The organism is Pseudomonas sp. 8AS, assembly GCF_902506505.1.
Lineage (GTDB): Bacteria > Pseudomonadota > Gammaproteobacteria > Pseudomonadales > Pseudomonadaceae > Aquipseudomonas.
Genome location: NZ_LR733406.1, coordinates 2,392,129 through 2,418,747, shown reverse-complemented (window position 1 = coordinate 2,418,747; position 26,619 = coordinate 2,392,129). Strand labels below are relative to the sequence as shown.

18 protein-coding genes and 1 pseudogene are annotated in these 26,619 nt (G+C 67.1%); 3 read left to right on the top strand and 16 right to left on the bottom strand.

Translation table 11 applies throughout. The annotated features are described in order from the left end of the window. Positions 1-4: 4 nt before the first annotated feature. The 9 genes from GV001_RS11285 to GV001_RS11245 form a co-directional block, all read right to left on the bottom strand. Positions 5-1,900: a S9 family peptidase gene (locus GV001_RS11285; protein WP_160083304.1), complete on the bottom strand. Its 1,896-nt coding sequence runs from the start codon at positions 1,898-1,900 to the stop codon at positions 5-7. 49 nt (positions 1,901-1,949) lie between these two features. Beyond that, complete coding sequence (gene pqqE, locus GV001_RS11280; protein ID WP_160079814.1) at positions 1,950-3,107, bottom strand: pyrroloquinoline quinone biosynthesis protein PqqE; 1,158 nt, start codon at positions 3,105-3,107, stop codon at positions 1,950-1,952. Beyond that, a complete protein-coding gene (pqqD, locus tag GV001_RS11275; RefSeq protein WP_256664903.1) occupies positions 3,079-3,357 on the bottom strand; it encodes a pyrroloquinoline quinone biosynthesis peptide chaperone PqqD in 279 nt (92 codons plus the stop codon). The genes pqqE and pqqD overlap by 29 nt, the downstream gene beginning before the upstream one ends. 140 nt (positions 3,358-3,497) lie before the next feature. Beyond that, positions 3,498-4,250, bottom strand: coding sequence for a pyrroloquinoline-quinone synthase PqqC (gene pqqC / locus GV001_RS11270; protein WP_160079810.1), 753 nt, complete (start codon positions 4,248-4,250; stop codon positions 3,498-3,500). A gap of 133 nt (positions 4,251-4,383) precedes the next feature. After that, positions 4,384-5,298 carry a pyrroloquinoline quinone biosynthesis protein PqqB gene (pqqB, locus tag GV001_RS11265; protein WP_160079808.1) on the bottom strand — a complete coding sequence of 305 codons (915 nt, stop codon included), beginning with the start codon at positions 5,296-5,298 and terminating at the stop codon, positions 4,384-4,386. Positions 5,299-5,346: 48 nt separating this feature from the next. Next, on the bottom strand, positions 5,347-5,418 hold the full coding sequence (gene pqqA / locus GV001_RS11260) for a pyrroloquinoline quinone precursor peptide PqqA (protein ID WP_080725296.1): 72 nt from the start codon (positions 5,416-5,418) through the stop codon (positions 5,347-5,349). A gap of 417 nt (positions 5,419-5,835) precedes the next feature. Further along, positions 5,836-7,356, bottom strand: coding sequence for an aldehyde dehydrogenase family protein (locus GV001_RS11255; RefSeq protein ID WP_160079806.1), 1,521 nt, complete (start codon positions 7,354-7,356; stop codon positions 5,836-5,838). Positions 7,357-7,742: 386 nt separating this feature from the next. After that, the gene (locus GV001_RS11250; RefSeq protein ID WP_372238585.1) at positions 7,743-8,969 is read right to left on the bottom strand and encodes a methyl-accepting chemotaxis protein; all 1,227 of its coding nucleotides are present in this window, start codon (positions 8,967-8,969) and stop codon (positions 7,743-7,745) included. A gap of 743 nt (positions 8,970-9,712) precedes the next feature. After that, positions 9,713-11,491 carry a PQQ-dependent methanol/ethanol family dehydrogenase gene (locus tag GV001_RS11245; RefSeq protein ID WP_160079802.1) on the bottom strand — a complete coding sequence of 593 codons (1,779 nt, stop codon included), beginning with the start codon at positions 11,489-11,491 and terminating at the stop codon, positions 9,713-9,715. Between the two features lie 473 nt (positions 11,492-11,964). Between GV001_RS11245 and GV001_RS11240 the strand changes: the two genes are divergently transcribed. After that, positions 11,965-13,203 carry an ABC transporter substrate-binding protein gene (locus tag GV001_RS11240; protein ID WP_160079800.1) on the top strand — a complete coding sequence of 413 codons (1,239 nt, stop codon included), beginning with the start codon at positions 11,965-11,967 and terminating at the stop codon, positions 13,201-13,203. A 720-nt stretch (positions 13,204-13,923) separates the two neighbouring features. On the opposite strand, the pseudogene GV001_RS11235 reads toward GV001_RS11240, so the two are convergent. Further along, a pseudogene (locus tag GV001_RS11235) lies at positions 13,924-14,078 on the bottom strand (IS110 family transposase); the annotation flags it as partial. A gap of 120 nt (positions 14,079-14,198) precedes the next feature. On the opposite strand from GV001_RS11235, the gene GV001_RS11230 reads away from it, so the two are divergent. Continuing rightward, complete coding sequence (locus tag GV001_RS11230) at positions 14,199-14,498, top strand: GIY-YIG nuclease family protein (RefSeq protein ID WP_160079798.1); 300 nt, start codon at positions 14,199-14,201, stop codon at positions 14,496-14,498. Between the two features lie 71 nt (positions 14,499-14,569). Then, the gene (locus GV001_RS11225) at positions 14,570-14,929 is read left to right on the top strand and encodes a hypothetical protein (RefSeq protein ID WP_160079796.1); all 360 of its coding nucleotides are present in this window, start codon (positions 14,570-14,572) and stop codon (positions 14,927-14,929) included. Positions 14,930-15,413: 484 nt separating this feature from the next. On the opposite strand, the gene GV001_RS11220 is transcribed toward GV001_RS11225, so the two are convergent. The 6 genes from GV001_RS11220 to GV001_RS11195 all read right to left on the bottom strand — a co-directional run bounded on the left by GV001_RS11220 (position 15,414) and on the right by GV001_RS11195 (position 26,505). Then, positions 15,414-16,208 carry a transglutaminase family protein gene (locus GV001_RS11220; RefSeq protein WP_160079794.1) on the bottom strand — a complete coding sequence of 265 codons (795 nt, stop codon included), beginning with the start codon at positions 16,206-16,208 and terminating at the stop codon, positions 15,414-15,416. Beyond that, entirely contained in the window at positions 16,205-17,155 is a 951-nt protein-coding gene (locus tag GV001_RS11215; protein ID WP_160079792.1) for an alpha-E domain-containing protein, read from the bottom strand. Before GV001_RS11215 ends, GV001_RS11220 begins: the two co-directional genes overlap by 4 nt. Positions 17,156-17,167: 12 nt before the next feature. Continuing rightward, on the bottom strand, positions 17,168-18,577 hold the full coding sequence (locus GV001_RS11210; RefSeq protein WP_160079790.1) for a circularly permuted type 2 ATP-grasp protein: 1,410 nt from the start codon (positions 18,575-18,577) through the stop codon (positions 17,168-17,170). A gap of 459 nt (positions 18,578-19,036) precedes the next feature. Continuing rightward, entirely contained in the window at positions 19,037-20,527 is a 1,491-nt protein-coding gene (putP, locus tag GV001_RS11205; RefSeq protein ID WP_160079788.1) for a sodium/proline symporter PutP, read from the bottom strand. Positions 20,528-20,769: 242 nt separating this feature from the next. After that, positions 20,770-23,925 (bottom strand): bifunctional proline dehydrogenase/L-glutamate gamma-semialdehyde dehydrogenase PutA, encoded by a 3,156-nt coding sequence (putA, locus tag GV001_RS11200; protein ID WP_160079786.1) that lies wholly within the window; start codon positions 23,923-23,925, stop codon positions 20,770-20,772. 237 nt (positions 23,926-24,162) lie between these two features. Further along, the gene (locus GV001_RS11195) at positions 24,163-26,505 is read right to left on the bottom strand and encodes an EAL domain-containing protein (protein ID WP_178091821.1); all 2,343 of its coding nucleotides are present in this window, start codon (positions 26,503-26,505) and stop codon (positions 24,163-24,165) included. Between the last annotated feature and the right edge of the window lie 114 nt (positions 26,506-26,619).

The window sequence follows — 26,619 nt, the reverse complement described above, 5'->3', positions numbered from 1 at the left end:
CGCTCTAGCGCAGGAGTTCCACATAGAAGGCCAGCTCGCGCTCCAGCACCTCGGCCAGGTGCGCGGCCTGGCGAAAGCCGTGGCGCTCGTCCGGGTACAGCCGGTATTCAACCGCCAGCCCATTGCGGCGCAGGGCGGCGACCATCGACTCGGTCTGCGCCGGCACCACCACCGCATCCAGCCCGCCCTGGAAGAAGATCACCGGCACGCGGATGCGCGCCGCCTGCAGCAGCGGCGTGCGCTCGCGGTAGCGCGCGGCGTCGCGCTCGGGGTCGCCGATCAGCCAGTCGAGGTAATCGGCCTCGAACTTGTGGGTGGCCCGGCGCAGCGCCAGCGGGTCGCTGACCCCGTACAGGCTGGCGCCGCCGCGCAGGCCGCTGGCGCAGGCCAGGGCACACAGGGCGCTGTAGCCGCCGGCGCTGGCGCCACGGACGAACACCCGCGTGGCGTCGACCAGGCCCTGGGCGGCCAGGTGCGCGGCGGCGGCCTGGATATCCTCGACCTCGATGCGCCCCCACTCGCCCTGCAGGCGCTGCCGGTAGGCGCGGCCGTAGCCGCTGCTGCCGCGGTAGTTGAGGTCGGCCACGGCAAAACCGCGCTGGGTCCAGAACGGGATGCGCGGGTCGAACACCGGGTAGCAAGCCGACGTCGGCCCGCCGTGCAGGAAGATCAGCAGCGGCGGCAGCGCCTCGCCGCCCTGGGCGGCATGGAAGAAGCCATGGGCGCGCTCGCCAGCGCCAGTTTCGTAGTCGAAGGCCTGCGGCCGGGAGATGGCGGCGGCCGGCAAGGGCTGCTCGCCGCCGGCCAGCAGCTGCACGGCGCCCGTCTGCCGCTCGATCGCCAGCACGGCCGGCAGTCGCGTCGGCGAGCCGGCGATGCAGTAGAAGTGCGTGGCATCCGCCGCCAGGCCGCGAAAGCGGCTGAACTCGCCGGCCAGGCGCCGCTCGCCGCCGGCAGCGCCCTGCTCGATCAGCACGCCGAAACCCTGCTCGAAACGGCTCAGCAACAGGCCGCCGCCCGCCAGCGGCAGATAAGTGCAGCCACCCAGCTGCCAGGGCGCCGGCGCATGGTCGTAGGGGGCGCCGTGCACAGCGGGGCCGGCATCCAGGCATAAGGGCTGCCACCAACCTTCGCCATCACTCAACACCCAGAGCCGGCCATCGGCGGCGAAGCGCGGCTGCTGCAGCGACTGGTCAGCGCCCGCCCCGGCCAGCACCTGCTCCGCGCCGTCGCCCCTGCGCCGGCACAGGCGCGTGGCAGTCCAGGGCTGCTGCGGGCGGTCCCATTCGATCCAGGCCAGCTGCGCGCCATCGCTGCTGGCCTGCGGCCCGGCATAGAAGTCGGCGCCCTCGACCAGCACCCGGCGCGCGCCATCCAGGCCGATGCGCACCAGGCGGTGGATCACCCCGGCCGGTTCGTGGCTTTCCTCGACGGCCAGCAGCGCCTGCCAGGCGGCGACATAGTGGAGGTCGCCGTAGCGGCAGTGCGGGCGCGCGGTCAGCGCCCGCGGGGCATCATCAACGTCGGGCCCGTAGGGTGCGCCATGCGCACCATTGACCGCGCACGCCGTCTCGGTGCGCACGGCGCACCCTACGAGGTAGAGCTGCTGGTCGGTTTCGTTGACGAAGGCGGCGCCGTCAGGAGTGGCGCAGCAGGCGCCGCCGCCGTATTCGTAGACCCGACTGCGCACCGAGAACGCCGGTGGGGTCAGCTCGCGCCGCACGCCGTCGCGCTGGAAGAACAGGCCGCAGCGTGCCTGTTGCGGATCGAATTCCACCCACAACAGGCCGCCGTGGGCCGCGTGCAGTTCAGCGAAATCCCGCGAGGCGGCCGCCGCCTGCGTTGCCGACCACAAGCCGGAGGGTGCGCCGTGCGCACCGGGGGCCACCGCGTCGCCCATGGTGCGCACGGCGCACCCTACAGGATCGTTCGTAGCGGTTACGGCCGCTTCAGACCTTGCAGATAAGCTTGGAGGCTTTTTCATTGCGGTAGGTCAGCTGTTCCAGGCCCAGCGGCGCGTGTTCGGCCTCCTCGCGGGCGGCGAGGATGATGCCGTGGTGCGCCGACTTGCTGCACACCGGGTCGGCGTTGTCTGCATCGCCGGTGAGCATGAAGGCCTGGCAGCGGCAGCCGCCGAAGTCGCGGTCCTTCTCGTCGCAGCTGCGGCACGGCTCGGGCATCCAGGCGTCGCCGCGGTAGCGGTTGAAGCCGAACGACTCGAACCAGATGTGCTGCAGGCTGTGCTCGCGCACGTTGGGGAACTGCACCGGCAGCTGCCGCGCGCTGTGGCACGGCAACGCGGTGCCGTCCGGGGTTATGTCGAGGAACAGCTTGCCCCAGCCGCTCATGCAGGCCTTCGGCCGCTCCTCGTAGTAGTCCGGGGTGACGAAGATCAGCTTGCACGGGTGGTTCTGCGCCGCCAGTTTCTCCCGCCACTCGTTGGTGATGCGCTCGGCGCGCTGCAGCTGCTCGCGGGTCGGCAGCAGGCCGACGCGGTTCAGCTCGGCCCAGCCGTAGAACTGGCAGGTGGCCAGCTCGACGTAGTCGGCCTCCAGCTCGATGCACAGCTCGATGATGCGGTCGATGCGGTCGATGTTGTGCCGGTGGGTGACGAAGTTGAGCACCATCGGGTAGCCGTGGGCCTTGACCGCGCGAGCCATCGCCAGCTTGTGGGCGAAGGCCTTGCTGGAGCCGGCCAGCAGGTTGTTCACCTCCTCGTCGGCGGCCTGGAAGCTGACCTGGATATGATCCAGTCCGGCCGCGCTGAACTCGGCGATGCGCTGCTCGGTGAGGCCGATGCCCGAGGTGATCAGGTTGGTGTAGAAGCCCAGGTCACGGGCGGCCTTGATCAGCTCGGCGAGATCCTGGCGCACCAGCGGCTCGCCGCCGGAAAAGCCCAGCTGCGCCGCGCCCAGTTCACGGGCCTGGCGGAACACGTCGATCCACTGTTCGGTGCTCAGCTCGCTGCCGTGCTTGGCGAAATCCAGCGGGTTGGAGCAGTACGGGCACTGCAGCGGGCAGCGGTAGGTCAGCTCGGCCAGCAGCCACAGCGGCGGGCCGACCTGCGGCTGCGCCGGGCTAGGCGAATTCGATCCAGAACTGGGCATGGGCCACCTCGATAAACGCCAGGATGTCTTCATCGATACCCGGCACGCCGGGGAACTGTTCGAGCAGCGAAGCGATGATGGTCGCCACATCACGGCAGCCATCGACGCACTGGAGAATCTGCGCGGCGCTGTCGTTGAGCTTGATCATGCCTTCCGGGTAGAGCAGCACATGGCACTGCTGCACCGGCTCGTACTGCAGACGGAAACCACGGCGGATGCGCGGCACGCAGGAGTGGATGGATTGGTTCACGCGGGATACTCCGTCGTAGGGTGCGCCGTACCGGGTCGCACCTGGGCTGTGCGCTGCATGGGGTGCGCCGTGCGCACCGGCAAGCGCCTGCGGGTCATGGGTGCGCGCGGCGCACCCTACGTCGCTCGAATCGGTGCTGTTCATAGCGCGATCCCCCGGTGCCAGACGCGTTCACTCGTCACCGTGTGATACGGCGGGCGCTCCAGCTCGTAGGCCATGCTCATGGCATCGAGCATGCTCCACAGCACGTCGAGCTTGAACTGCAGGATCTCCAGCATGCGCTGCTGGGCCGCGAAGGTGGTGTAGTGGCCGAGGGTGATGCGCAGGCCGTGCTCGACATCGCGGCGCGCCTCCTTCAGGCGCTTGCGGAAGTAGTCGTAGCCGCCGGCGTCGATCCACGGGTAGTGCTGCGGCCAGCTGTCCAGGCGCGACTGGTGGATCTGCGGGGCGAACAGCTCGGTCAGCGAGCTGCTGGCCGCCTCCTGCCAGCCGGCGCGGCGGGCGAAGTTGACGTAGGCATCCACGGCGAAACGCACGCCGGGCAGCACCAGCTCGGTGGACAGCACCTGCTCGCGGTCCAGGCCGACCGCCTCGGCCAGGCGCAGCCAGGCCTCGATGCCGCCCGGATCCCCTGGCGCGCCGTCGTGGTCGAGGATGCGCTGCACCCACTCGCGGCGCGTCTCGCGATCCGGGCAGTTGGCCATGATCGCGGCATCCTTGAGCGGGATGCACAGCTGGTAGTAGAAGCGGTTGGCCACCCAGCCCTGGATCTGCTCGCGGCTGGAGCGGCCTTCGTACATGGCCACCTGGAACGGGTGGTGGATGTGGTAATAGGCGCCCTTGGCGCGCAGCGCCTGCTCGAATTCGGCAGGGCTCATGGCTGGCTGACTCATCGCTGCTCCTTCTTGTTGTCGTGGGGTGCGCCGTGCGCCCGCGTTTTGTTTTCGTAGGGTGCGCCGTGCGCACCAGAGGCCAGTGCGGGGCTCGCGGTGCGCACGGCGCACCCTACGGGCCGCGCGGCGCCTCTCAGAGTTCGATACTCATGCCGTCCCAGGCCACTTCGATGGCGTGGGCGCTGAGGATGGCGCGCTCGGCCGAGTCGATGTCGAGGATCGGGTTGGTGTTGTTGATGTGGATCAGCACCTTGCGCGGCGCGTCCAGGCCGTCGAGCACTTCGATCATGCCACCGGGGCCGCTTTGCTGCAGGTGGCCCATCTCGCTGCCGAGCTTGGTGCCGACTTCGCACTGCAGCATCTCGTCGTCGCGCCACAGCGTGCCGTCGACCAGCAGGCAGTCGGCGCGGCGCATCCAGGCCAGCAGTTGCTCGTCGACCTGGCCCAGGCCCGGGGCGTAGAACAGCGTGCCGCCGGTGCGCAGGTCCTCGACGAACAGGCCGATGTTGTCGCCCGGATGCGGGTTGCCACGGTGCGGCGAATAGGGTGGCGCGCTGCTGCGCAGGGCGATGGCGGTGAAGCGCAGATCGGCGCAGGCCGGGATCACGAACGGCACGCCGTCCAAAGCGATCGGGTTCCACTGCAGGCCGCCGTTCCAGTGCTCGAGCATGTTGAACAGGGGAAAGCCGCTGGTGAGGTCCTGGTGGACCATCTCGGTGCACCAGACCTGGTGCGGGCAGCCCTCGCGCAGGGTCAGCAGGCCGGTGGTGTGGTCGATCTGGCTGTCCAGCAGGATGATGCCGTTGATCGCCGTATCGCGCAGGCGCCGCGCCGGCTGCAGGGCCGGAAAGTTTTCGATCTGCGCGCGGATATCCGGCGAGGCGTTGCACAGCACCCAGTGCACGCCATCGTCGCTCAGGGCGATGGACGACTGGGTACGCGGCTGGGCGCGCAGGCGACCGCTGCGGATACCGCTGCAATTGCGGCAGTTGCAGTTCCACTGGGGGAAACCGCCACCGGCTGCCGAGCCGAGAATCTGGATATGCATGAGGTCTGCCTTGGGACTGGAAGCCCCGGCGTACCGGGGCTCGGGTGATCAGCGGTTGGCGAAGTACAGGGTGACTTCGAAACCAAGGCGCATATCGGTGAAGTTGGGTTTAGTCCACATGGGTCGATCCTCTTGTTATCAACCGGAGGGTTCCGGCAGATGTAGTTATGCCCCCGGACGGCCAACGGCAGAATGGTACTTTGGGAGTAGATCGGGCTGACCTTGGTAGGGCCGCCTCAGTCATGGCCGCCTGGCGCGCAGGCATAAAAAAACGCGGCCTGGGCCGCGCATCGATAGGGATCTGCCACACCTGGGAGTAGGTAAGCAGTACGGGCAGAACGCACTCGCAAGCGCATCGATAAAACGGCGGGGGCGTACGCAGCACCACCCACCAAGACACACCAGCTGCCGACGGCGGAGCGTCCGCCGGCAGGTCACACTCACACGTAGGGTGCGCCGTGCGCACCACAGGCCCGCGCGGGGCACGCGGTGCGCACGGCGCACCCTACGAAGCCCCGGCAGCCCGGGGCTGGTTGCTTAGAAGAAGCCCAGCGGATTGATGTCATAGCTCACCAGCAGGTTCTTGGTCTGCTGGTAGTGGTCGAGCATCATCTTGTGGGTTTCGCGGCCGACGCCGGACTTCTTGTAGCCACCGAACGCGGCGTGCGCCGGGTACAGGTGGTAGCAGTTGGTCCATACGCGACCGGCCTTGATGCCGCGGCCCATGCGGTAGGCACGGTTGATGTCGCGGGTCCACAGGCCGGCGCCGAGGCCGAACTCGGTGTCGTTGGCAATCGCCAGGGCTTCGGCTTCGTCCTTGAAGGTGGTGACGCTGACCACCGGGCCGAAGATCTCTTCCTGGAACACGCGCATCTTGTTGTGGCCCTTGAGCAGGGTCGGCTGGATGTAATAGCCGGTGGCCAGGTTGCCTTCCAGGCGCTCGGCGCCGCCGCCGGTGAGGATCTGCGCGCCTTCCTGCTGGGCGATGTCCATGTAGCTCAAGATCTTGTCGAACTGCTGCTGCGAGGCCTGGGCGCCGACCATGGTCTCGGTGTCCAGCGGGTTGCCGCGCTTGATCTGCTTGATCTTCTTCATCACCTCGACCATGAAGGCGTCGTAGATCGACTCTTGCACCAGGGCGCGCGACGGGCAGGTGCACACCTCGCCCTGGTTGAAGAAGGCCAGCACCAGGCCTTCGGCGGCCTTCTCGATGAAGGACGGCTCGGCCTGCATGATGTCTTCGAAGAAGATGTTCGGGCTCTTGCCGCCCAGTTCCACGGTGCTCGGGATGATGTTCTCGGCGGCGCACTTGAGGATGTGCGAGCCGACCGGGGTCGAGCCGGTGAAGGCGATCTTGGCGATGCGCTTGCTGGTGGCCAGGGCCTCGCCGGCTTCGCGGCCGAAGCCTTGCACCACGTTGAGCACGCCCGGCGGCAGCAGGTCGCCGATGACTTCCAGCAGCACGGTGATCGACAGCGGGGTCTGCTCGGCCGGCTTGAGCACGATGCAGTTGCCGGCGGCCAGGGCCGGGGCCAGCTTCCAGGCGCCCATCAGCAGCGGGAAGTTCCACGGGATGATCTGCCCGACCACGCCCAGCGGCTCGTGGAAGTGGTAGGCAGCGGTGTGTTCGTTGATCTCGGCGGTGCTGCCTTCCTGGGCGCGGATGCAGCCGGCGTAGTAGCGGAAGTGGTCGGCGGACAGCGGCACGTCGGCGTTCAGGGTTTCGCGTACGGCCTTGCCGTTGTCCCAGGTTTCGGCGACGGCGAGCAGCTCCAGGTTGGCCTCGATGCGGTCGGCGATCTTCAGCAGGATCAGGGCACGGTCCTGCACCGAGGTCTTGCCCCAGGCGTCGGCGGCGGCATGGGCGGCGTCCAGGGCGCGCTCGATGTCTTCGGCACCGGAACGGGGGAACTCGGCGATCACTTCACCGGTGACCGGCGAGGTGTTGGTGAAATACTCGCCCTTGACCGGCGCCACGAACTCGCCGCCGATGTAATTACCGTAACGCGGCTTGAAGGTAACGATGGAGCCAGCGGAGCCAGGGTTTGCGTAGATCATGATCGAGGCCTCTGTTTTTGTCAGCGCCTGCGCCGGGACGTGGTGCAGGACATGGAATGATCATAGACACCCTGCGCAAACCCACGGTATGCGCCCATGGCATAGATGGGCTAGTTCCTTGGTAGTAGATGCAGCGCGAGGCTCTGGCATGGGCGCAAGGGGGCCATGCAGCGGAGCAATGGCGTGGGAGCGGCTTTAGCCGCGAAGACAGGCGGCACCGAGCGACCCCAAGGGCGTCGCGGCCAAGGCCCCTCCTACACCGGTATGTGCCAGCCCGGGCCATGCAGCGGCAGGCAAGCTCTTGTGGGAGGGGCTTTGGCCGCGAAGGCAGGCGACACCGCGCCGCCCCAGAAGCATCGCGGCCAAGGCCCCTGCCCCAGCAGCCCTCAGCGCCGCGCCGCCTCCGGCCGATAGCCCAGGCGCAAACCGCCCCAATGCCGGCCGCGGATCTGGATCGGCACCGACAGGTCGTGCATCAGCTCGCCGGTGTCGCGGGTGTAGGTCTGCAGCAGCAGCGGCTGCTGGTGGCTGCCGCAGCGGCGGCCGGTGCGGTCGTTGAACAGGCGCTTGCTGCGGCAATGCAGGCGGTCGTGCTGCGGGTCGCCGGTGGGCGCCTGGCTGAACGCCTGGTTGTGGGTCGGCACGTAGCCTTCCGGGGTGCAGGCGATGGCAAACACCAGGCCCTCGTGCTGGCTCAGCAGCGGTTCCTGGATGCCCGGCAGCACGCTGTCGGCATAGCGGTCGAAGGCCGTGCTGTAGCGCTGCGGGTCGCTGCCCGGCTGCGGCTTGTAGTGACGGTCGAACAGCGCGCCTTCGCTGATCTGGCCGTTGGCCAGGTCCGCCTCGAAGCGCTCGGCGATGCGTTGCGCACCTTCGCGGGCCAGGTTGTAGACGCGCTGGTGGTAATCATCCAGGCCGACCTCGGCCAGCCGCTCGCTGATCGCCTCGGCCTGGCCTTCCAGGGCGGTGGCCGCCACGCTCAGGCGCTCGGTCTGCTCGTCGCTGGCGGCCAGGTCCTCGCGCATCTGCTCGACGGCGTGGAACAGCTCGTCCAGCGCCAGGCGGTTGTCGCGCGCGCCGCTGGCGATGGTCTGCATCTGCCCTTCCACGCCCAGCGCCAGGCTGGCGATGCCGTCCAGCTGCTCGCCGGCCTGCACCACCAGCTGCACGCCGCCAGCGAGGTCGGCGGACAGCTGGCGGATCTGCTCGACCGCGGCCGAGGTGTCCTGCTGGATGTCGCGCACCATCAGGCCGACTTCCTCGGTGGCGCTGGCGGTACGCGCGGCCAGGCCGCGCACCTCGTCGGCGACCACGGCAAAGCCGCGGCCGTGCTCGCCGGCGCGCGCCGCCTCGATGGCGGCGTTGAGCGCCAGCAGGTTGGTCTGGCTGGCGATGGACTGGATCACCTGGGTGACCCGCTGGATTTCCTCGCTGCGCTGGTTGAGCCGCTCGATCAGCTCGCGGCTGGTGCTGGCGCGCTGGCTCAACTGGTGCATGCAGGCGATGGCCTGCTGCAGGCCGGCCCGCCCGCTGTCGCTGCTCTGGCGTACGGTGCTGGAAGCTTCCAGGCCCTGCTGGCTGAGTTCGGCGGTGGCGTTCTCGGTGACGATCATCTGCTCGGCGCTGCTGACGATGCGCGCGGCGGCATCCAGCATCGACTCCAGCTTCTGCGCCAGGCGCTGCACGGCAAAGCTGACCCCGGCGGCGGACAGCGCATTGTGGCTGGTGGCCTGGGACAGGTCGCGGGTCAGCCCGGCCAGGTCGGCCGGTTCGGCGACCGGCTCGGCCAGCGGCGCGCGGCGCAACAGCGGCAGCCAGAACAGCAGGCAGAGCAGCCCGAGCGCCAGCCACAGTGGCCAGCTGAACCACGCCCCCAGCAGCAGGGCGGCGCTCTGCAACAAGGGAATCAACCAGGGGCGAAACGACCGTGCGTGCATACCTGACCTCGTACTGACTGCAGACTGGAAGGAGGCACCGCAGTGGCTTTGCGACGCGCCCCGTCACTAGATGGCGAGACCTGCATTGGTGCACGGCAGCGGGCCGGGCACCATAGAACCTTGGTGGTAGAAGCTCGCCGGGCGGATTGGCCATTGGGAGGAGTACTCCAACAAGCGACGCCACTCTCCTCGTAGGAGGGGCCTTGGCCGCGATAGCAGGCAGCTCCGCGCCGCCCGCCAGGAGCATCGCGGCCAAGGCCCCTCCTACAGAGCCCCGGGCTGGCTGGCAGCCATCCGGCAGCACCACTGCTCCCACACTTGCCCCCACAACGCAAAAACCCGGAGCCGACACTGTCAGCTCCGGGTTGTGCTGTACCGCTTAACCCTCGCCCTGGCGGGTTCGGGTCAACTGCCGCGGCTTACTTCTTGGCGACCAGGTCCTTGGGCAGCTTGAAGGTCCAGATCATGCCGCCCTGGTCGAGGTTCTTGATGCGCTTGGCCACTTCGCCACCCCACAGCGGCACCGCACCACCCCAGCCGGACAGCACGGTGACGTACTGCTCGCCGTCCATTTCCCAGGTGATCGGCGAGGCGATCACGCCGGAACCGGTGTTGAACTCATAGAGTTTCTTGCCGGTCTTGGCGTCGAAGGCCATCAGGTAGCCTTCCGGGTTGCCGGTGAACACCAGGTTGCCCTTGGTCGCCAGCACACCGCCCCACAGCGGCGCGTAGTTCTTGTAGCGCCAGACTTCCTTGCCGGTCTTCGGGTCGATGGCGCGCAGCACGCCGATGTAGTCCTCGTTCAGCGGCTTGATGGTGAAGCCGGCGCCCAGGTAGGCCGCGCCCTTCTTGTAGGACACGCCCTCGTTCCACATGTCCATGCCCCACTCGTTGGATGGCACGTAGAACAGCCCGGTGTCCTGGCTGTAGGCCATCGGCATCCAGTTCTTGCCGCCGAGGAAGGACGGGGCGACGAACACCGAGCTGCCCTTCTTCGCGTCACCCGGCGCGCCCGGACGGTGGCTCTCGTCGTAGATCGGCCGGCCGGTCTTGTCCAGGCCCTTGGCCCAGGTGATCTTGTCGACGAACGGGAAGCCGCGGATGAAGTCGCCGTTGGTGCGGTCCAGCACGTAGAAGAAGCCGTTACGGTCGGCGGTAGCCGCCGCCTTCACGGTCTTGCCGCCGGCCTGGTAGTCGAACGACACCAGTTCGTTGACGCCGTCGTAGTCCCAGCCGTCGTGCGGGGTGGTCTGGAAGTGCCACTTGATCGAGCCGTCTTCCGGGTTCAGCGCCAGGCGCGAGGAGGAGAACAGGTTGTCGCCCGGGCGCAGGTGCGAGTTCCACGGCGACGGGTTGCCGGTGCCGAAGAACAGCGAGTCGGTGGTCGGGTCGTAGAAGCCGCCCAGCCACGGGGCCGCGCCGCCGGTCTTCCACAGGTCGCCCGGCCAGGTCTTGCCCGGCGCGCCGCCGGAGATGCCGTTCTCCACCGGCTTGCCGTCCTTGTAGACGAAGCCCATGTGGCCTTCCACGGTCGGCCGGGTCCACAGCAGCTCGCCGTTGCTCGGGTCGTAGGCCTCGATCTTGCCGACCACGCCGAACTCGCCACCGGCCACGCCGGTGATCAGCTTGCCCTTGGCGATCAGCGGCGCCGCGGAGATGGAGTAACCGGCCTTGTAGTCGGCCACGGTCTTCTTCCACACCACCTTGCCGGTGTCCTTGTTCAGGGCGACCAGCTTGGCGTCGAGGGTGCCGAAGATCACCAGGTCGCCGTACAGGGCCACACCGCGGTTGATCACGTCGCAGCACGGCATGATGCCGTCCGGCAGGCGCGCGTCGTATTGCCAGAGCTTCTTGCCGGTGCGCGCGTCGGCGGCGAACACCCGCGAGTAGGAGGCGGTGACGTACATCACGCCGTCCTTGATCAGCGGCTGGGCCTGCTGGCCGCGCTGCTTCTCGCCGCCGAAGGACAACGCCCAGACCGGCCGCAGTTCCTTGACGTTGTTGCTGTTCAAGGTATCCAGGGTGCTGTAGCGCTGGCCCTGCTGGTTGATGCCGTTGACCACCACCTGGTCGTTACGCTTGCCACTGGCGCTGATGTCTTCATCAGTCACGCCGGCCTGCGCCGTCAGGCTGGCCAGGGTGACCGCGGCAAACAGCGCCGTGCGGACGAAGGGTTGGGTGAGACCGTTGTGCTTCATTGCGGCTACCTCTGCGGGCTTGTTGTTGTGTCCGGGAAAGTTTCCCGGTCTGCGACGAATTCTTGGTTTGCCGCGCCTGCCCAACAATTGACCGCAGTGCCGAATTCCCTAGTTCCTTGGTAGCAATACCCGCCCGCACAAACCCCGTGGGAACGGCTTTAGCCGCGATCAACCAGCAACGTCGCGCCCGCCCCAAAACATCGCGCTCAAGCCCCCTGTAGGAGGGGCCTTGGCCGCGACCCCGGGCAACACCGCACGCCCCGGCAACGCATCGCGGCTAAAGCCTCTCCCACAAAAGCTCATCCCACCAAAGCCCATCCCATACGGCTCACCGCACACAGCCTGCCGCAGACAAGCGCACTGCCAGCAAACCCGCCCCCAACCTAAGTCGCACGCGCATGGGCACAAGGGCGCATGGCCGCGCCGCCGCCGGCGCCGTACAACAGCCGCTCCTGCCCACAAGGAGTGCCGCCATGCACCGCCTGCTCACCGGCCTGCTGCTCGCCGGCCTGTTCACCCTGCCCGCCTACGCTGCCGACAGCGTGAAGATCGGCCTCAACTACCCGCGCACCGGCAACTACAAGGACGAAGGCCTGGAACTGCGTCGCGGCGCCCTGCTCGCCGTCGACGCCATCAACCGCGAAGGCGGCGTGCTCGGCCGCCCACTGGAGCTGCTCAGCGAAAACACCGCCTCGCGCGCCGAACAGGCCCGCGCCAATGTCGACCGCTTCGCCAGCCAGGGCGCGCGCATGGTATTTGGCGGCGCCACCAGCGAAGAAGCCATCGCCGCCGGCCAGCGCGCCCGCGAGCACGGCCTGCTGTACTTCGCCACCCTGAGCTACGCCAACGAAGTCACCGGCCAGGCCGGCCACCGCTACCTGTTCCGCGAATCCAACAGCGCCCTGATGAGCGCCCGCGTGCTCGGTGAATACCTGTCCTGGCACATGCCGCGCCGCCGCTACCACTACGTGATCCTCGACGACGCCTGGGGCCGCAGCATGGAAAGCGCCCTGCGCCAGGCCACCGGCAGCACCGACCGCGCCCGCCACGGCCGTACCGCCCTGCCCACCGGCCTGGTGCGCCGCGAGCAATACCGTGATGCCCTGGCCAAGGCCGCCAAGAGCGAGGCCGACGTGCTGGTACTGGTGCTGCTCGGGGAAAACCTGCAGCGCAGCATGCGCCTGGTACACAACATGGGCCTGAAGAAACGCATGCAGGTGATAGTGCCCAACCTGACCAAGAGCGTGGTGCAACAGGCCGGCCCGCTGGTGATGGAAGACGTGATCGGCACCGAAGCCTGGACCTGGGACCTGCCCAAGCAGGACAACAACCCGCAAGGCCAGGCCTTCGTCGAACGCTACATCGCCGAATACCAGGAGTACCCCGGCAGCACCACCGCCTCCGCCTACTCCATCGTCCGCCAGTGGGCCGACGCAGTGCGGCGCAGCAACAGCCTGGACAGCGAAACCCTGATCAAGGCCCTCGAAGATCACCACTACAGCCTGCTCAAGGACCCGCAGCAATGGCGCGCCTTCGACCACCAGAACGTGCAGAGCATCCTCGCCGTGCGCGTGCGCAGCCGCGCCGACGTGATGGCCGACCCGTTCAAGCAGGACTACTTCGAAATCATCCACCGCATGGCCGGCGACCAGGCCGCTCCCAGCCTGGACGACTGGCAACAGGAACGCGGCGACAGCCTCACCCTGCAATAACCCCCGCCTCCCCGGCGCGGCCCACCACCGCGCCGCCGTAGGGTGCGCCGCGCGCACCACCACCCCCACCGAGCCGCCCCGGTGCGCACGGTGCACCCTACGCAAAGCCAGAGCGCCTGGGTCTGGACAGGCTGCTGGCAACTGGCTAGCGTGCGGCTCAACGCACTGTTCTCTTGTGCAAAGGGACTTGCCGTTATTGCTGTCGCCTAACGTCCTGTGTGCTGTCGCGTTTGTTGTGACAGCACCCTGGCAGGACAAGGGATTCGCAGACGACAAGGAAGATTATTCGACATAAATGGCGCAGACAATTACGTCATCTATGTCGCCTACTTATAGTTAGGCGTAAGTGCAATATTGGTTTCAGCACCGAGCCAGGAAACACAATCACCGCATCGTCGCGGTGCTCCTGGGTCGAATGGTCGCCTAGCAGTAGAGGCCGTTATTTGTGGCCAGCAAAGGAGTTGCTTTCAAAAAATGTGCACATCACAAATAACTTTCCGGGCCAAAACCGATACGCCGTGCGCCCCGCCGGTTAAGCTCAGCGCTGGCAGCAAGTCCTTCGTCCGGCTCGAAGTCCGCTGCCTAACAACTGGTATATGGACTCTCCCCACAAGCAGTGAGGAAAGCTTTTTTCGATCCTGTCGTCAGCGCGGTTGCATTCGTATATCCGGCCTTGTCACGGGCAGTGCCCTGGCCATTCTGTAGTTCGCGCAGCGGGGNGCCTCCATTACCCACTCGACAGGCTCCGATTGCTCCTGTACATATCGCCCGAATGCCTCCGGATCAAGCCGCCTGCGACGATCCACACGGCCGACATGGACACTCTCGGCAACCTGGTAAACGGACTTGGCCAAATCAATTGCTATGCGTTTCATCGAAGCTCTCCCAGCGAACAGGCACCTCGGTCTTATAGAAGAAACGTGGTGCAGGGAGAGTCCATTACAGCCTTGCACTCAAGCGTTATACACCTTTGCCATCCAGCACCGGCGTTGCCCATGAAAGTCATTTATAAGATCACGTACCCAAATGGCAAAATTTACGTCGGCAAAGACCTGACCGGAACGCTAAATTATTTTGGCAGCGCCAACAGCAAACTAATTGAGCGTGACTTTACCACTGAACAAATGCGTGACTTTACAGTTCGCAAGCAAATCCTCTGGGAGTCAGAAACGGCAACCGACAAGGAAGTAAATCTGAAAGAGGTGGAGCTTATCAAAGAGCTAGAGGCAAACGACCCAAGCATCGGTTATAACCAATGGCCAAAATTCAAGGCCACCGTGCAGGCAGGCGTATAACATATGGGGCAAGTCGCTCGCTTCGCTCACTCGGGACCGGCTAAAGCCGCCCCCTTAACCAAACGTTAGCCATGACAATAGACATCAGCGTCCGTACACAACAACTTGAAGAATTACAGAAGGCTCTCATGCCGCTGTGCGAACTTCTTCGACTAGACAAGCCAACTTACTGGCTGGCCCATTTTGAGCATTGCTTGCAAACCACCGATCAATTTTTGGCCCATGGTTTTGATCAAACCTCACTTAATGAGCTCTCTATATCAGTACGAAACGTTTTTGGCGGCATGGGGAGTTTTAATGATTACGTGCCACCTATGAAAACCAAAGAGTCCTCTGCCTGGTACCAGAAATATGACAACCCAGAAAATATAATTGGCCTTGTCTATAGCAATGCTTTAAATCTAATGGTTGTAGGTGTGTGTCACGGCTAACAATGCGTATATGGACTCTCCCCACAAGCAGTGAGGAAAGCTTTTTTTGATCCTGTCGTCAGCGCGGTTGCATTCGTATATCCGGCCTTGCAGTGGGCAGTGCCCTGGCCATTCTGTAGTTCGCGCAGCGGGGGCCAAGCGTTCAAGCGATCACACGGATCATGATTGTTATCGGCGAGGAGCAGCACGACGAAGCGCAACGATCTCCCCGGTTGTTGGGCTTCGCTGCGCTCAACGCCAACCTACCCGCGCGCCGCGAAATACAGGGCAATCCACGTTCGCTACCCCATACAACACAGCATTGATCAACCCGCTCGCCGTCAGGCGGGCGGCATGCTTTGCCGGTGGCCGCTGCAGCGTCGCGGGTGACGGCACACGGCCCAGCAAATCCTCGCCAGCTTGCTGGCCAACGCCGCCTAGTTGCTGCCGCGGGGCGCCAACGCGCTGCGGATAGCGCTGCGTTTCCCTCTCGCCTGGGCCGCAGCTACTGCTGCATCTGCAGCAACGGCGCGACCTTGACCCGCGCGTGCATCTGTTCGCCGCCACCGCCGCGGCGCATGCCGCGCACCGGGCAGGCATCCAGGTAGTCGAGACCCACGGCCAGCTTGAGGTGGCGCTCGGGGCGGGCCAGCTGGTTGGTCACATCGAAGCTGTACCAGGCGTCGTCCAGCCAGGCTTCGGCCCAGGCGTGGCTGGCCAGGTGGCCGCTGTCTTCGGTGAACAGATAGCCGGACACGTAGCGCGCCGGCACGCCCAGGCTGCGCGCGCAGGCGAGGAAGGCGTGGGTGTGGTCCTGGCAGACCCCGGCGCGGCCGGCGAAGGCCTCGGCGGCGGTGCTGTCGACCCGGGTGGCGCCCGGGGTGTAGGGCATCTGCGCGTGCAGGCCGTGCATCAGTTCGATGAGCCCGTCGCGGTCGCGGCGCCCGGCGCTGCCGAGCCGGGCGAACTCGCGCAGCGCCTCGTCGGGCTGGGTCAGACGGGTGAAGCGCAGGTAGGGCAAGGCCGAGCCGCTGCCGCTTTCCGACTCGCACTGCTCGTCGATCTCGACCTGGCCGCGGGCGCCGATCACCAGTGCCTCGTGGGGTTCGTCGAGGGTCAGCACATGCAGGATATTGCCGAACGGGTCGCGCTGGGCACGCACCTGGCGCGGCAGGTCGAGCTGCCAGCTGAGCACGTGCTGGCGCGCGCTTTCCTGCGGGGTCAGGCGCAGGTACTGGATGCTGGCGCGCACCTGGTCATCGTAGTTGTAGGTAGTGTCGTGACGGATCGAGAGTCTCATACGACCTCCAGATAGGACGTGTGGATGGCGCTGCCCAACTGCCGGACGAGCAGGATGAAATCGGTGAGCCAGACATGCAGCCCCTCGCCCAGCACCTCGTCGATGCTGGTGTAGCGCAGGCGCGCGTCCAGTTCGGCGGCCAGGCGCTGGGCCGGGCGGCCGTTGTCGCCGGGCAGGCCGGAGAGCATCAGGTTGAGCTCCTCCATGCACGAGCGCAGCGAGCGCGGCACCTCGGGGCGCAGCAGCAGCAGTTCGGCGATCTTGTAGGTGCGCGGCGAGCCGCGGTAGATCTCGGTGAAGGCCTCGAACGAGGACAGGGCGCGCAGCAGCGCGCTCCACTGGTAGTAGCCGCGCGCCGAGGTGTCGCTGACCGTGTCGGCCTCCTCGCCGAGCATCTCATAGCGCGCATCGAGCAGGCGCAGGGTGTTGTCGGCGCGTTCGATGAAGGTGCCCAGGCGGATGAAGCGGTAGGCCTCGCCGCGCATGATGGTGCCGAAGGTGGCGCCGCGGAACAGGTGCGAGCGCTCCTTGACCCATTCGCAGAAGCGGCTGATGCCGTAGCGCCCGAGGCCCTCGGCGGCGATGCCGCGCATCTCCAGCCAGGTGGCGTTGATGTTCTCCCACATGTCCGCGGTGATGCGCCCGCGCACCGCATGGGCATTGCTGCGCGCGGCCTGCAGGCAGCAGTAGATGCTCGCCGGGTTGTCCGCATCGAGGGCGAAGAAGTGCAGCATGCGCTCGGCGTGCATCTGCCCGTGGCGTTCCAGGTATTGGTCCAGGGTGCCGGTGATCAGCAGCGGCATGGCCAGTTCGTCGAGACCGTCGCCGCGGCCGTCCTGCGGCATCAGCGACAGCGAATAGCTGACGTCGAGCATGCGCGCGAGGTTCTCGGCGCGCTCCAGGTAGCGCGACATCCAGTACAGATCGGAGGCAGTTCTGCTCAGCATGATGCGGTTTCCTTAATCCTCGACCACCCAGGTGTCCTTGGTCCCGCCGCCCTGCGACGAGTTGACCACCAGCGAGCCCTCGCGCAGCGCCACGCGGGTCAGGCCGCCGGGCACCAGGCGGGTTTCGCGGCCGGACAGGACGAACGGGCGCAGGTCGATATGGCGCGGAGCGATACCGCTCTCGACGAAGGTCGGGCAGGTCGACAGGCACAGGGTGGGCTGGGCGATGTAGGCCGCCGGGTTGGCCTTGAGGCGGGTGCGGAAGGCCTCGATCTCGGCCTTGCTCGCCGCCGGGCCGACCAACATGCCGTAGCCGCCAGAGCCCTGGGTTTCCTTGACCACCAGCTCAGGCAAGTTGGCCAGCACGTGGGACAGGTCCTCAGGCTTGCGGCACTGCCAGGTCGGCACGTTTTTCAGGATCGGCTCCTCGTCCAGGTAGAAGCGGATCATGTCGGTGACATAGGGGTAGATCGACTTGTCGTCCGCCACCCCGGTGCCCACTGCGTTGGCCAGCACCACGTTGCCGCTGCGGTAGGACGAGAGCAGGCCGGGCACGCCGAGCATGGAGTCGGGGTTGAAGGCCAGCGGATCGAGGAAGGCGTCGTCCAGGCGCCGGTAGATCACGTCCACCGCCTGCGGGCCGGCCGTGGTGCGCATGAATACCTTGTCGTCACGGACGAACAGGTCGGCGCCCTCCACCAGCTCCACGCCCATCTCGCGGGCGAGGAACGCGTGCTCGAAGTAGGCGCTGTTGAAGCGTCCGGGCGTCAGTACCACCACGCTGGGGTTGTCCAAGGGGCTCGCGCTTTTCAGGGTGTCGAGCAGCAGGCTCGGGTAGTGGTCGATGGGGGCCACCCGCTGCATGGCGAACAGCTCGGGGAACAGGCGCATCATCATCTTGCGGTCTTCGAGCATGTAGCTGACGCCGCTGGGGGTGCGCAGGTTGTCTTCCAGTACGTAGTAGGTGCCGTCGCCATCGCGCACCAGGTCGACCCCGGCAATGTGCGCGTAGAGGTCGCGGTGCAGGTCGAGGCCCTGCATGGCCAGCTGGTAGCCCTCGTTGGCCAGCACCTGTTCGGCGGGGATGATGCCGGCCTTGATGATGCGTTGCTCGTGGTAGAGGTCGGCGAGGAACAGGTTCAGCGCCTGCACGCGCTGGATGCAGCCGGCCTCGACGATGCGCCATTCGCTGGCGGGGATGCTGCGCGGGATGATGTCGAAGGGGATCAGGCGCTCGGTGCCCTGCTCGTCGCCGTAGAGGGTGAAGGTGATGCCGGCGCGGTGGAACAGCAGGTCGGCTTCACGCCGGCGCTGGGCCAGCAGCTCTTGCGGGGTGTCGGCCAGCCAGCGGGCAAATTCCCGGTAGTGCGGGCGGACGCTGCCGCTCGCGTCGTACATCTCGTTAAAAAAGGTGCGGACCATGCCGTACTCCTTGCCACCTGGTCGTCAGTACCATCGCAAGGCCCGTGCCACAGAACTTTATTGTTTATTTTCAATGACTTGAATATTAGACCGGGCGGTCACGCACCAGTTGAGGGCGCTAATCCAGGCGCCAAAACGGGTCACGCCCCAATCGGTGGCAGGTGTTGGCTGGCCATGCCGGGCGCCGCGGGGCGGCAATGCGCTGGCGGCAGGTGGAGCTCGGCGCAAGAGCGGCTTTAGCCGCGATGGGAGGCTCGGCGCTGCTGGAAGGCATCGCGGCTGAAGCCGCTCCGGCAGGAAGCCAAGGGGGATTTATCGCAGGCAAAAAAAACCGGCCCACGCCGGGAGACGTGGGCCGGAAAGCACTATCGGGTCGTGCGTGGTGCCCCGCCGCAGGCACTGGGCCTGTGGCGGAGCTAAGGCAGCGGCTGGACGACCGGCCAGCCGCGCCTGGGGGTATCAGATGTGGGCGTCCTGGTATTCCTTCTCGGCTTCGTCGAAGCGCTTGAGCATGGTTTTCGACGGGCCGTTGCCGATGCGGCTGAACACCAGGATGGCCAGGGTGGCGAGGATGAAGCCCGGGATGATTTCGTACAGGCCCATGCCGATCCAGTTCTTCCACACCACCACGGTCACCGCACCGACCACCATGCCGGCCAGGGCGCCGTTGCGGGTCATGCCTTTCCACAGCAGCGAGAGGATCACCACCGGGCCGAAGGCGGCACCGAAGCCGGCCCAGGCGTAGGACACCAGGCCCAGTACGCGGTTATCCGGGTTGGAGGCCAGGACGATGGCGATCAGCGCCACCAGCAGCACCATGGCGCGGCCGACCCAGACCAGCTCGACCTGGCTGGCGTTCTTGCGCAGGAAGGCCTTGTAGAAGTCCTCGGTCAGGGCGCTGGAGCAGACCAGCAGCTGGCAGCTCAGGGTGGACATCACCGCGGCCAGGATGGCGGACAGCAGCACGCCGGCAACCCAGGGGTTGAACAGGATCTTGGCCAGCTCGATGAACACCCGCTCCGGGTTCTCGGTCACGGCGCCGGCCATGTCCGGATGCGCGGAGAAGTAGGCGATGCCGAAGAAGCCCACGGCCACGGCGCCGCCCAGGCAGAGGATCATCCAGGTCATGGAGATGCGACGGGCAGCCGGGATCGACTTGACCGAATCGGCGGCCATGAAGCGCGCCAGGATGTGCGGCTGGCCGAAGTAGCCCAGGCCCCAGGCCATCAGCGAGATCACGCCGACGAAGGTGGCGCCCTTGAGCATGTCGAAGTTGGTCGCGTCCTGCAGCTCGATGGCAGCGAAGGTGCTGTCCATGCCGCCGGTGGCCACCATCACCATCACCGGAGCGAGGATCAGGGCGAAGATCATCAGGGTGGCCTGCACGGTGTCGGTCCAGCTCACCGCCAGGAAGCCACCGATGAAGGTGTAGGCGATGGTTGCCGCGGCACCGGCCCACAGGGCGGTTTCGTAGCTCATGCCGAAGGTGCTTTCGAACAGGCGCGCACCGGCCACCACGCCCGAGGCGCAGTAGATGGTGAAGAACACCAGGATCACCAGGGCGGAGAAGATGCGCAGGATGCGGCTGCTGTCTTCGAAGCGGTTGGTGAAGTAGTCCGGCAGGGTCAGGGCGTTGCCGTTGTGCTCGGTCTGCACGCGCAGACGGCCGGCGACGAACAGCCAGTTGAGGTAGGCGCCGACGATCAGGCCGATGGCGATCCAGCCTTCGGACAGGCCGGACATGTACACCGCGCCCGGCAGGCCCATGAGCAGCCAGCCGCTCATGTCGGAGGCGCCGGCGGACAGCGCGGTGACGAAGCTGCCGAGGCTGCGGCCACCGAGGATGTAGTCGGAAAGGTTCTTGGTACGCAAGTAGGCGAAGAGGCCGATAAAGACCATCGCGGCGATGTACACCACGAAGGTGATCAGCATCGGAGTGCTAGCTGTCATGGGAGGAATACCCTCTGGATTGTTTTTATGACGCCGCGGCGGTTACTCCGCAGCGGGGTTGGCAAATCCGCCCGCTTGTGGCGGGCGTTGCAATGGCCGCCGCCACCACGGGCGACGGACCAAAAACATGGTTGGCCTGATCCACTTGCCTGCACGCCGCCTCCCTCCCGGAGACGGTTGGCTGCGGGTTGCTCCGCAGCACGACGCCGGCCCTTGTGGGGCCGGCGCCTGGTCCTGCCTGGTTACTCGGCGTCGCCCAGCGACAGCAGCGAGGCGTTGCCGCCCACCGCGGTGGTGTTGACCGAGGTGGTGCGTTCATTGGCGAAGCGCAGCAGGTAGCTCGGGCCACCGGCTTTCGGCCCGGTGCCGGACAGGCCGCAGCCGCCGAACGGCTGCACGCCGACCACCGCGCCGATCTGGTTGCGGTTGACGTACAGGTTGCCGACACGAGCCTGGGCCTCGATGCGCTTGGCGGTTTCCTCGTTGCGGCTGTGCACGCCGAGGGTCAGGCCGTAGCCGGTGGCGTTGATCGCCGCGACCACCTGATCCAGCTCGTTGGCCTGGAAGCGCACCACGTGCAGGATCGGACCGAAGTGTTCCTTGCTCAGCTCGTGGATGCCGCCGATCTCGAACGCCACCGGGGCGATGAAGTGGCCGTTCAGGCCGGCCGGCAGCTTGGCTTCGGCAATCAGCTTGCCGGCGTCCTTGAGCTGCTTGATGTGGGCCTCCAGACCGGCCTTGGCTTCGCCGTCGATCACCGGGCCGACGTCGCTGACGCGCAGGTGGGTCGGGCCGACGGTCAGTTCGGCCATGGCGCCCTTGAGCAGGTCGAGCACGCGCTCGGCGATATCGGCCTGCACGTACAGCACGCGCAGGGCCGAGCAACGCTGGCCGGCGCTGGTGAAGGCGGACTGCACGGCATCCTTGACCACCTGCTCGGGCAGCGCGGTGGAGTCGACGATCATCGCGTTCTGCCCGCCGGTTTCGGCGATCAGCGCGGCGATCGGGCCCGGCTTGTCGGCCAGCTGGCGGTTGATGATGCGCGCGGTGTCGGTGGAGCCGGTGAAGCACACGCCGGCTACGCGGGCATCGCGGCAGAACACGCCGCCCAGGGTGGCGCCGTCGCCCGGCAACAGGGCGAACACGTCCTTGGGCAGGCCGGCCTCGAACATCAGCTCGGTGGCGCGGGCGGCGATCAGGCTGGTCTGCTCGGCCGGCTTGGCCAGCACGCAGTTGCCGGCGACCAGCGCGGCGCTGATCTGGCCCAGGTAGATGGCCAGCGGGAAGTTCCACGGGCTGACGCAGGCGAACACGCCGCGGCCTTCGTGGAACAGCTCGTTGCGCTCGCCGGTCGGGCCCTGCAGCTCTTCGCGGCCCAGGCGCAGGCGGGCCTGCTGGGCGTAGTAGCGGCAGAAGTCGACCGCTTCGCGGACTTCGTCGATGCCGTCCTGCAGCGATTTGCCGGCTTCCAGGGTGCACAGCGCCATCAGTTCGGCGCGGTTGGCTTCCAGCAGGTCGGCCAGGCGGTCCAGCACGGCGGCGCGTTCGTCCACCGGGGTGGCGTTCCAGCGCGGCCAGGCGCCGCTGAGCACGTCGAGGGCCTTGGCGGCCTGCTCGGCGCTGGCCCACTGGGCCGTGCCGACCAGCTTGTTCAGGTCGTAGGGGCAGCGTACTTCCTGGGCGGTGCCGGCGAGTTTCTCGCCGTTGATCACCGGCGTGGCTTGCCAGGTCTTGTTCAGGTTGGCGTTGAAATCGGCCTCGAGGCCGGCCCACTGGCTCTGGATATTCATGTTGATGCCCTGCGAGTTTTTCCGCGCCGCGCCAAACAGCGCCAGCGGGTGGGGGATTCTGTCGTTACCGGGGGTTTTGAACTTGCGCAGTTGCGTCACCGGGTGATCGATCAGCGACTCGACCGGCACGCTGGGGTCGACCAGCTGGTGGACGAACGAGGAGTTGGCGCCGTTTTCCAGCAGGCGCCGCACCAGGTACGGCAGCAGGTCCTTGTGCGCGCCGACCGGGGCGTAGATGCGCACGTTCTTGCGGTGCTTCTCCAGCACCGTGTCGTACAGCGCATCGCCCATGCCGTGCAGGCGCTGGAACTCGAACTCGCGATCGCCGGCCATGGCCAGGATGCAGGTCACGGTGTGCGCGTTGTGGCTGGCGAACTGCGGGTAGATCACCCCGCGGGTGTGCTCGCTCAGCAGGTAGCGGGCGCAGGCCAGGTAGGAGGTGTCGGTGCCTTCCTTGCGGGTGAACACCGGGTAGCCGCTGGCACCCTGCACCTGGCACTGCTTGATCTCGCTGTCCCAGTAGGCGCCCTTGACCAGGCGCAGCGGCATCCTGGCGCCGAGTTCCTTGCCCAGCAGGGTCAGCCACACCAGCACCGGCAGGCAGCGCTTGGAGTAGGCCTGGACCACCAGGCCGAACTCGCCCCAGCCGGCAATGGCCGGGTCGCGCATCAGCTTCTCGTACAGCTCCAGGGACAGTTCGAGGCGGTCGGCCTCCTCCGCGTCCACGGAAATGCCGACATTCAGCTTGCGCGCGCGGATGGCCAGTTCGCGCACATTGGCGAACAGCTCGCTGAGCACGCGCTCGCGCTGCGCCACTTCATAGCGCGGATGCAGGGCGGACAGCTTGATCGAGATCGACGGGCGCGGGCCCGGACCGACCTGCGGCTCGGCGCCGACGGTGTCGATCGCCTTGCGGTAGTCGGCCATGTACTTCTCGGCGTCGTCGGCGGTCAGCGCCGCTTCACCGAGCATGTCGAAGGAATAGGTGTAGCCCTGTTCGCGGCACGGCCGGCCGTTCTTCAGCGCTTCGCTGATGCTGCGGCCGAGGACGAACTGCTTGCCCATCATCTTCATGGCCTGGTTCATCGCGGCGCGGATCACCGGCTCGCCGGAACGCTGGATCAGCTTGCCGAGTACGCTCTTCGGGCGGCCATCGGCGGTTTGCGGGTCGACCACCTTGCCGGTCATGACCAGGCCCCAGGCGGCGAAGTTGACCAGCACGCTGTCGCTCTGGCCGAGGTGGCGTTCCCACTCGGCGGCGTTGAGCTTGTCGCGGATCAGCGCGTCGGCGGTGGCGGCGTCCGGCACGCGCAGCAGCGCCTCGGCCAGGCACATGAGCATCAGCCCTTCCTGGGTGTCGAGGCTGTACTGGCGCAGGAGTGCGTCGAGGGTGTCGACGGCGTTGTCGCGGCTGCGCACGTCGTCGATCAGCCGGCGCGCGTTGCCGCGGATCAGGTCGATGCCCGGCTCGCCGGGATCGGCCAGCTGCAGCAGTTCCTGCAGGTAAGCGGCCTCGTCGACAGCGTAGTTGGCGCTGATGACGGGGAAGAATTCGGCGGCGGTCTTGTTGAGCGCATCGCCCTGCAAGACGTGACTGGCTTTGAACATCACGCCCCTCCTCTGTTGGAGACTGTTATTTTCGGTCTAGCCCATTGCCGCGACCGCACAGGAACGAATCGTTCTATGCGACCAATCTGGCGGGATGCAGGACTCTAGTGACAGGGGGGTGACAGCTTCTTGCAGAAAGCTCTGGAGTTTTTGCGGAAAACTCCGGCACCGGGAACTTTCTCGAAACGCTCGTTTGAATCCAGCCGCTCCGCCGCCGGCCGCCGCATCTGCGGCGGCTCAGGAGCTGTCCAGCCGGGGCAACGCCAGCGGCTGGCGCAGCCACTGCTCGAATGCCGCAGCCGCCAGCGGCGGGCTGATCAGGTCGCCCTGCACGCTGTCGCAGTGCCACAAGCGCAGCAGGTCCAGGACGGACGGGGACTCGATGCCCTCGGCCACCACCTTGAGGCCGAGGCTGTGGCACATGTCGATGGTCGAGCGGACGATCACCGCGTCGTCGCCATGCTCGCTCAGCTCGCGAATGAACGACTGGTCGATCTTCAGTTCCTGCACCGGCATGCGCTTGAGCTGGGCCAGCGAGGAATAGCCGGTGCCGAAGTCGTCCACCGCCAGGCGGATGCCGCAGGTGCGCAGGCGTTGCAACACGTCGAGGGCCCGCTCGGGGTTGTCCAGCATGGCGCTCTCGGTGATCTCGAACAGCAGCTGCCCGGCGTCCACCGCATGCCGCTCCAGCAGCGCCGCGACCCGCTCGGCCAGCGCCAGGCTGCGCAGATCCTCGGCGCAGATGTTCAGCGCGACCTGCAGGTGCAAGGCGCGCCCGTTCCACTCCTGCAGCTGGCGCAGCACCTCCGCGATCACCCAGGCGGTGAGGCTCTGGATGCTGCCGGTGCGCTCGGCCAGGGGGATGAACTCGCCCGGCGCCACCAGGCCGAACTGCGGATGGTTCCAGCGCAGCAGGGCCTCGGCCGCACTCACCCGGCCCTGGCGCAGATCCAGCTTGGGCTGGTAGTGCAGCAGCAGCTCGCCCCTTTCTGCGGCGTGCTGCAGGTCGCGCACCAGGCCGACCTGGCGCTGGTGCGCGGCATCGCGACCCTGCTGGTAGACCTGCAGGCGCTCCGGCTGCCGCGCGGCGTCCTGCATGGCGATGGCGGCCCGGCGCAGCAGATCGTCCGGGGTCAGGCCGTCGGCCGGGAAGGAGGCGATGCCGATGGCGCAATCCAGGCTGATTCGCTGCCTGCCGATATGCATCGGCTTGAGCAGCAGCTGCTGCAGGCGGTCCGCCGCGGCGACGGCGCTGTCGTTGTCGCAGTGCTCCAGCAACAGCAGCATCTCGTCGGAGACCAGCCGCGCCAGGCTGTCGCCGGGCCGCAGGGTCGCCTGCAGGCGCCGCGCCAGCTGCTGCAGGAGCAGGTCGATGGCCGCCGCGCCGAGGTTTTCGAGCAGGCTGCGCAAGTTGGCGATGCCCAGGTAGAGCAAGGCGGTCGGCCGCCCGGCGGTGATCGCGCTGCCCAGCCGCTCCAGGGCCAGGGCCCGGTTGGGCAGGCCGGTCAGCGGGTCGTGCAGGGCGTTGTGCACCAGTTGCCGCTCCCGTTCGGCGATGCCTGCCTGCATGCCCTGGAGGGCCTGCGCCAGCGGCCCCAGCGCGGCGCCGCGGAGACTGGCGATCGGCGTCTGGTAGTCGCCCTGACCGATGCGCTCGGCCACCCGCACCAGCTCACGCAGCGGCCGCGCCAGACTGCGCGCCAGCAGCAGCGCGCCGAGCAGTGCGACGCCCAGGGCCGCCAGGGCGATCAGCAGGAAGTTGCGGGTCAGGGGGGCGAAGGCCGCCTCGGCCGGTGCCAGCGGCTTGTGCAGCAGGGCCAGCACCTGATAGTCCGGCCCACTGGCCAGGCTGCGCCAGGTGCCGAGGTAACGCTGGCCGCCCTGCTCCAGCCAGCGGCTGCCACTGGCGAAATCGGCCGCCATGATGACACCGTGCAAGGCGCCGTGCAGGGCGCTCGGCAGGCTGCTGACCCAGCCATTCGGCGTGCCCTGCTCGACCGCCACCAGGGTCAGCTCCAGGTCGGTCAGTGCGCGCACCTGGCTGACGAAGGCGGCGTCGACGGCAAGCCCCGTCACCACCCAGGCGATCGGCTGCGGCGCCTTGGCCGGCGCCGCCGCCAGCAGGAACAGCTCGCCGTCGAGCGGCAGCAGCAGCCACGAGTCACCACTCGCCCGGCCCTGCAGCTGCCCGGCCAGGCGCGCGAGCGCCGCCTCGCCCATGCCCGGCAGGGTGCCGGCCAGCAGGTGGCCGTCGAGGCCCAGCAGCAGCACCTCGGCGTTGCTCCCCGCGCCGCGCCCGGCCAGCGGCAGGTGCAGGCTCGTGCGGTCGCCGCTGGCCAGCGCCGCCTGCACGCCGAAGTCGGCCGCCAGTTCCTGCGCCGCATCGTGCAGGCCGCGGCCGCGCGCATCGAGCAACTGCTCGACTACCCGAGCGCCGACGCCCAGCTCACGCTGCAACTGGTTCTGCACGGCGCCGCCGATGGCCACTTCGACCATCCCATACAGGGCAGCAAGCAGCGCCACCAGCAGCAGGAGCACCGGGCCGGCGATGCGCGCCTGCAAACTAGGAACGAAGTTCACGCCCGGCCTGCCTGGCTACGGGGCCCAAGGCGCCCGGGACGACGAGGAACGGCTTGATCATGTGCGCGCCCATGCCCCGAAGCGGATTCGGGGCGACAAGGAGGATGCCTGCCG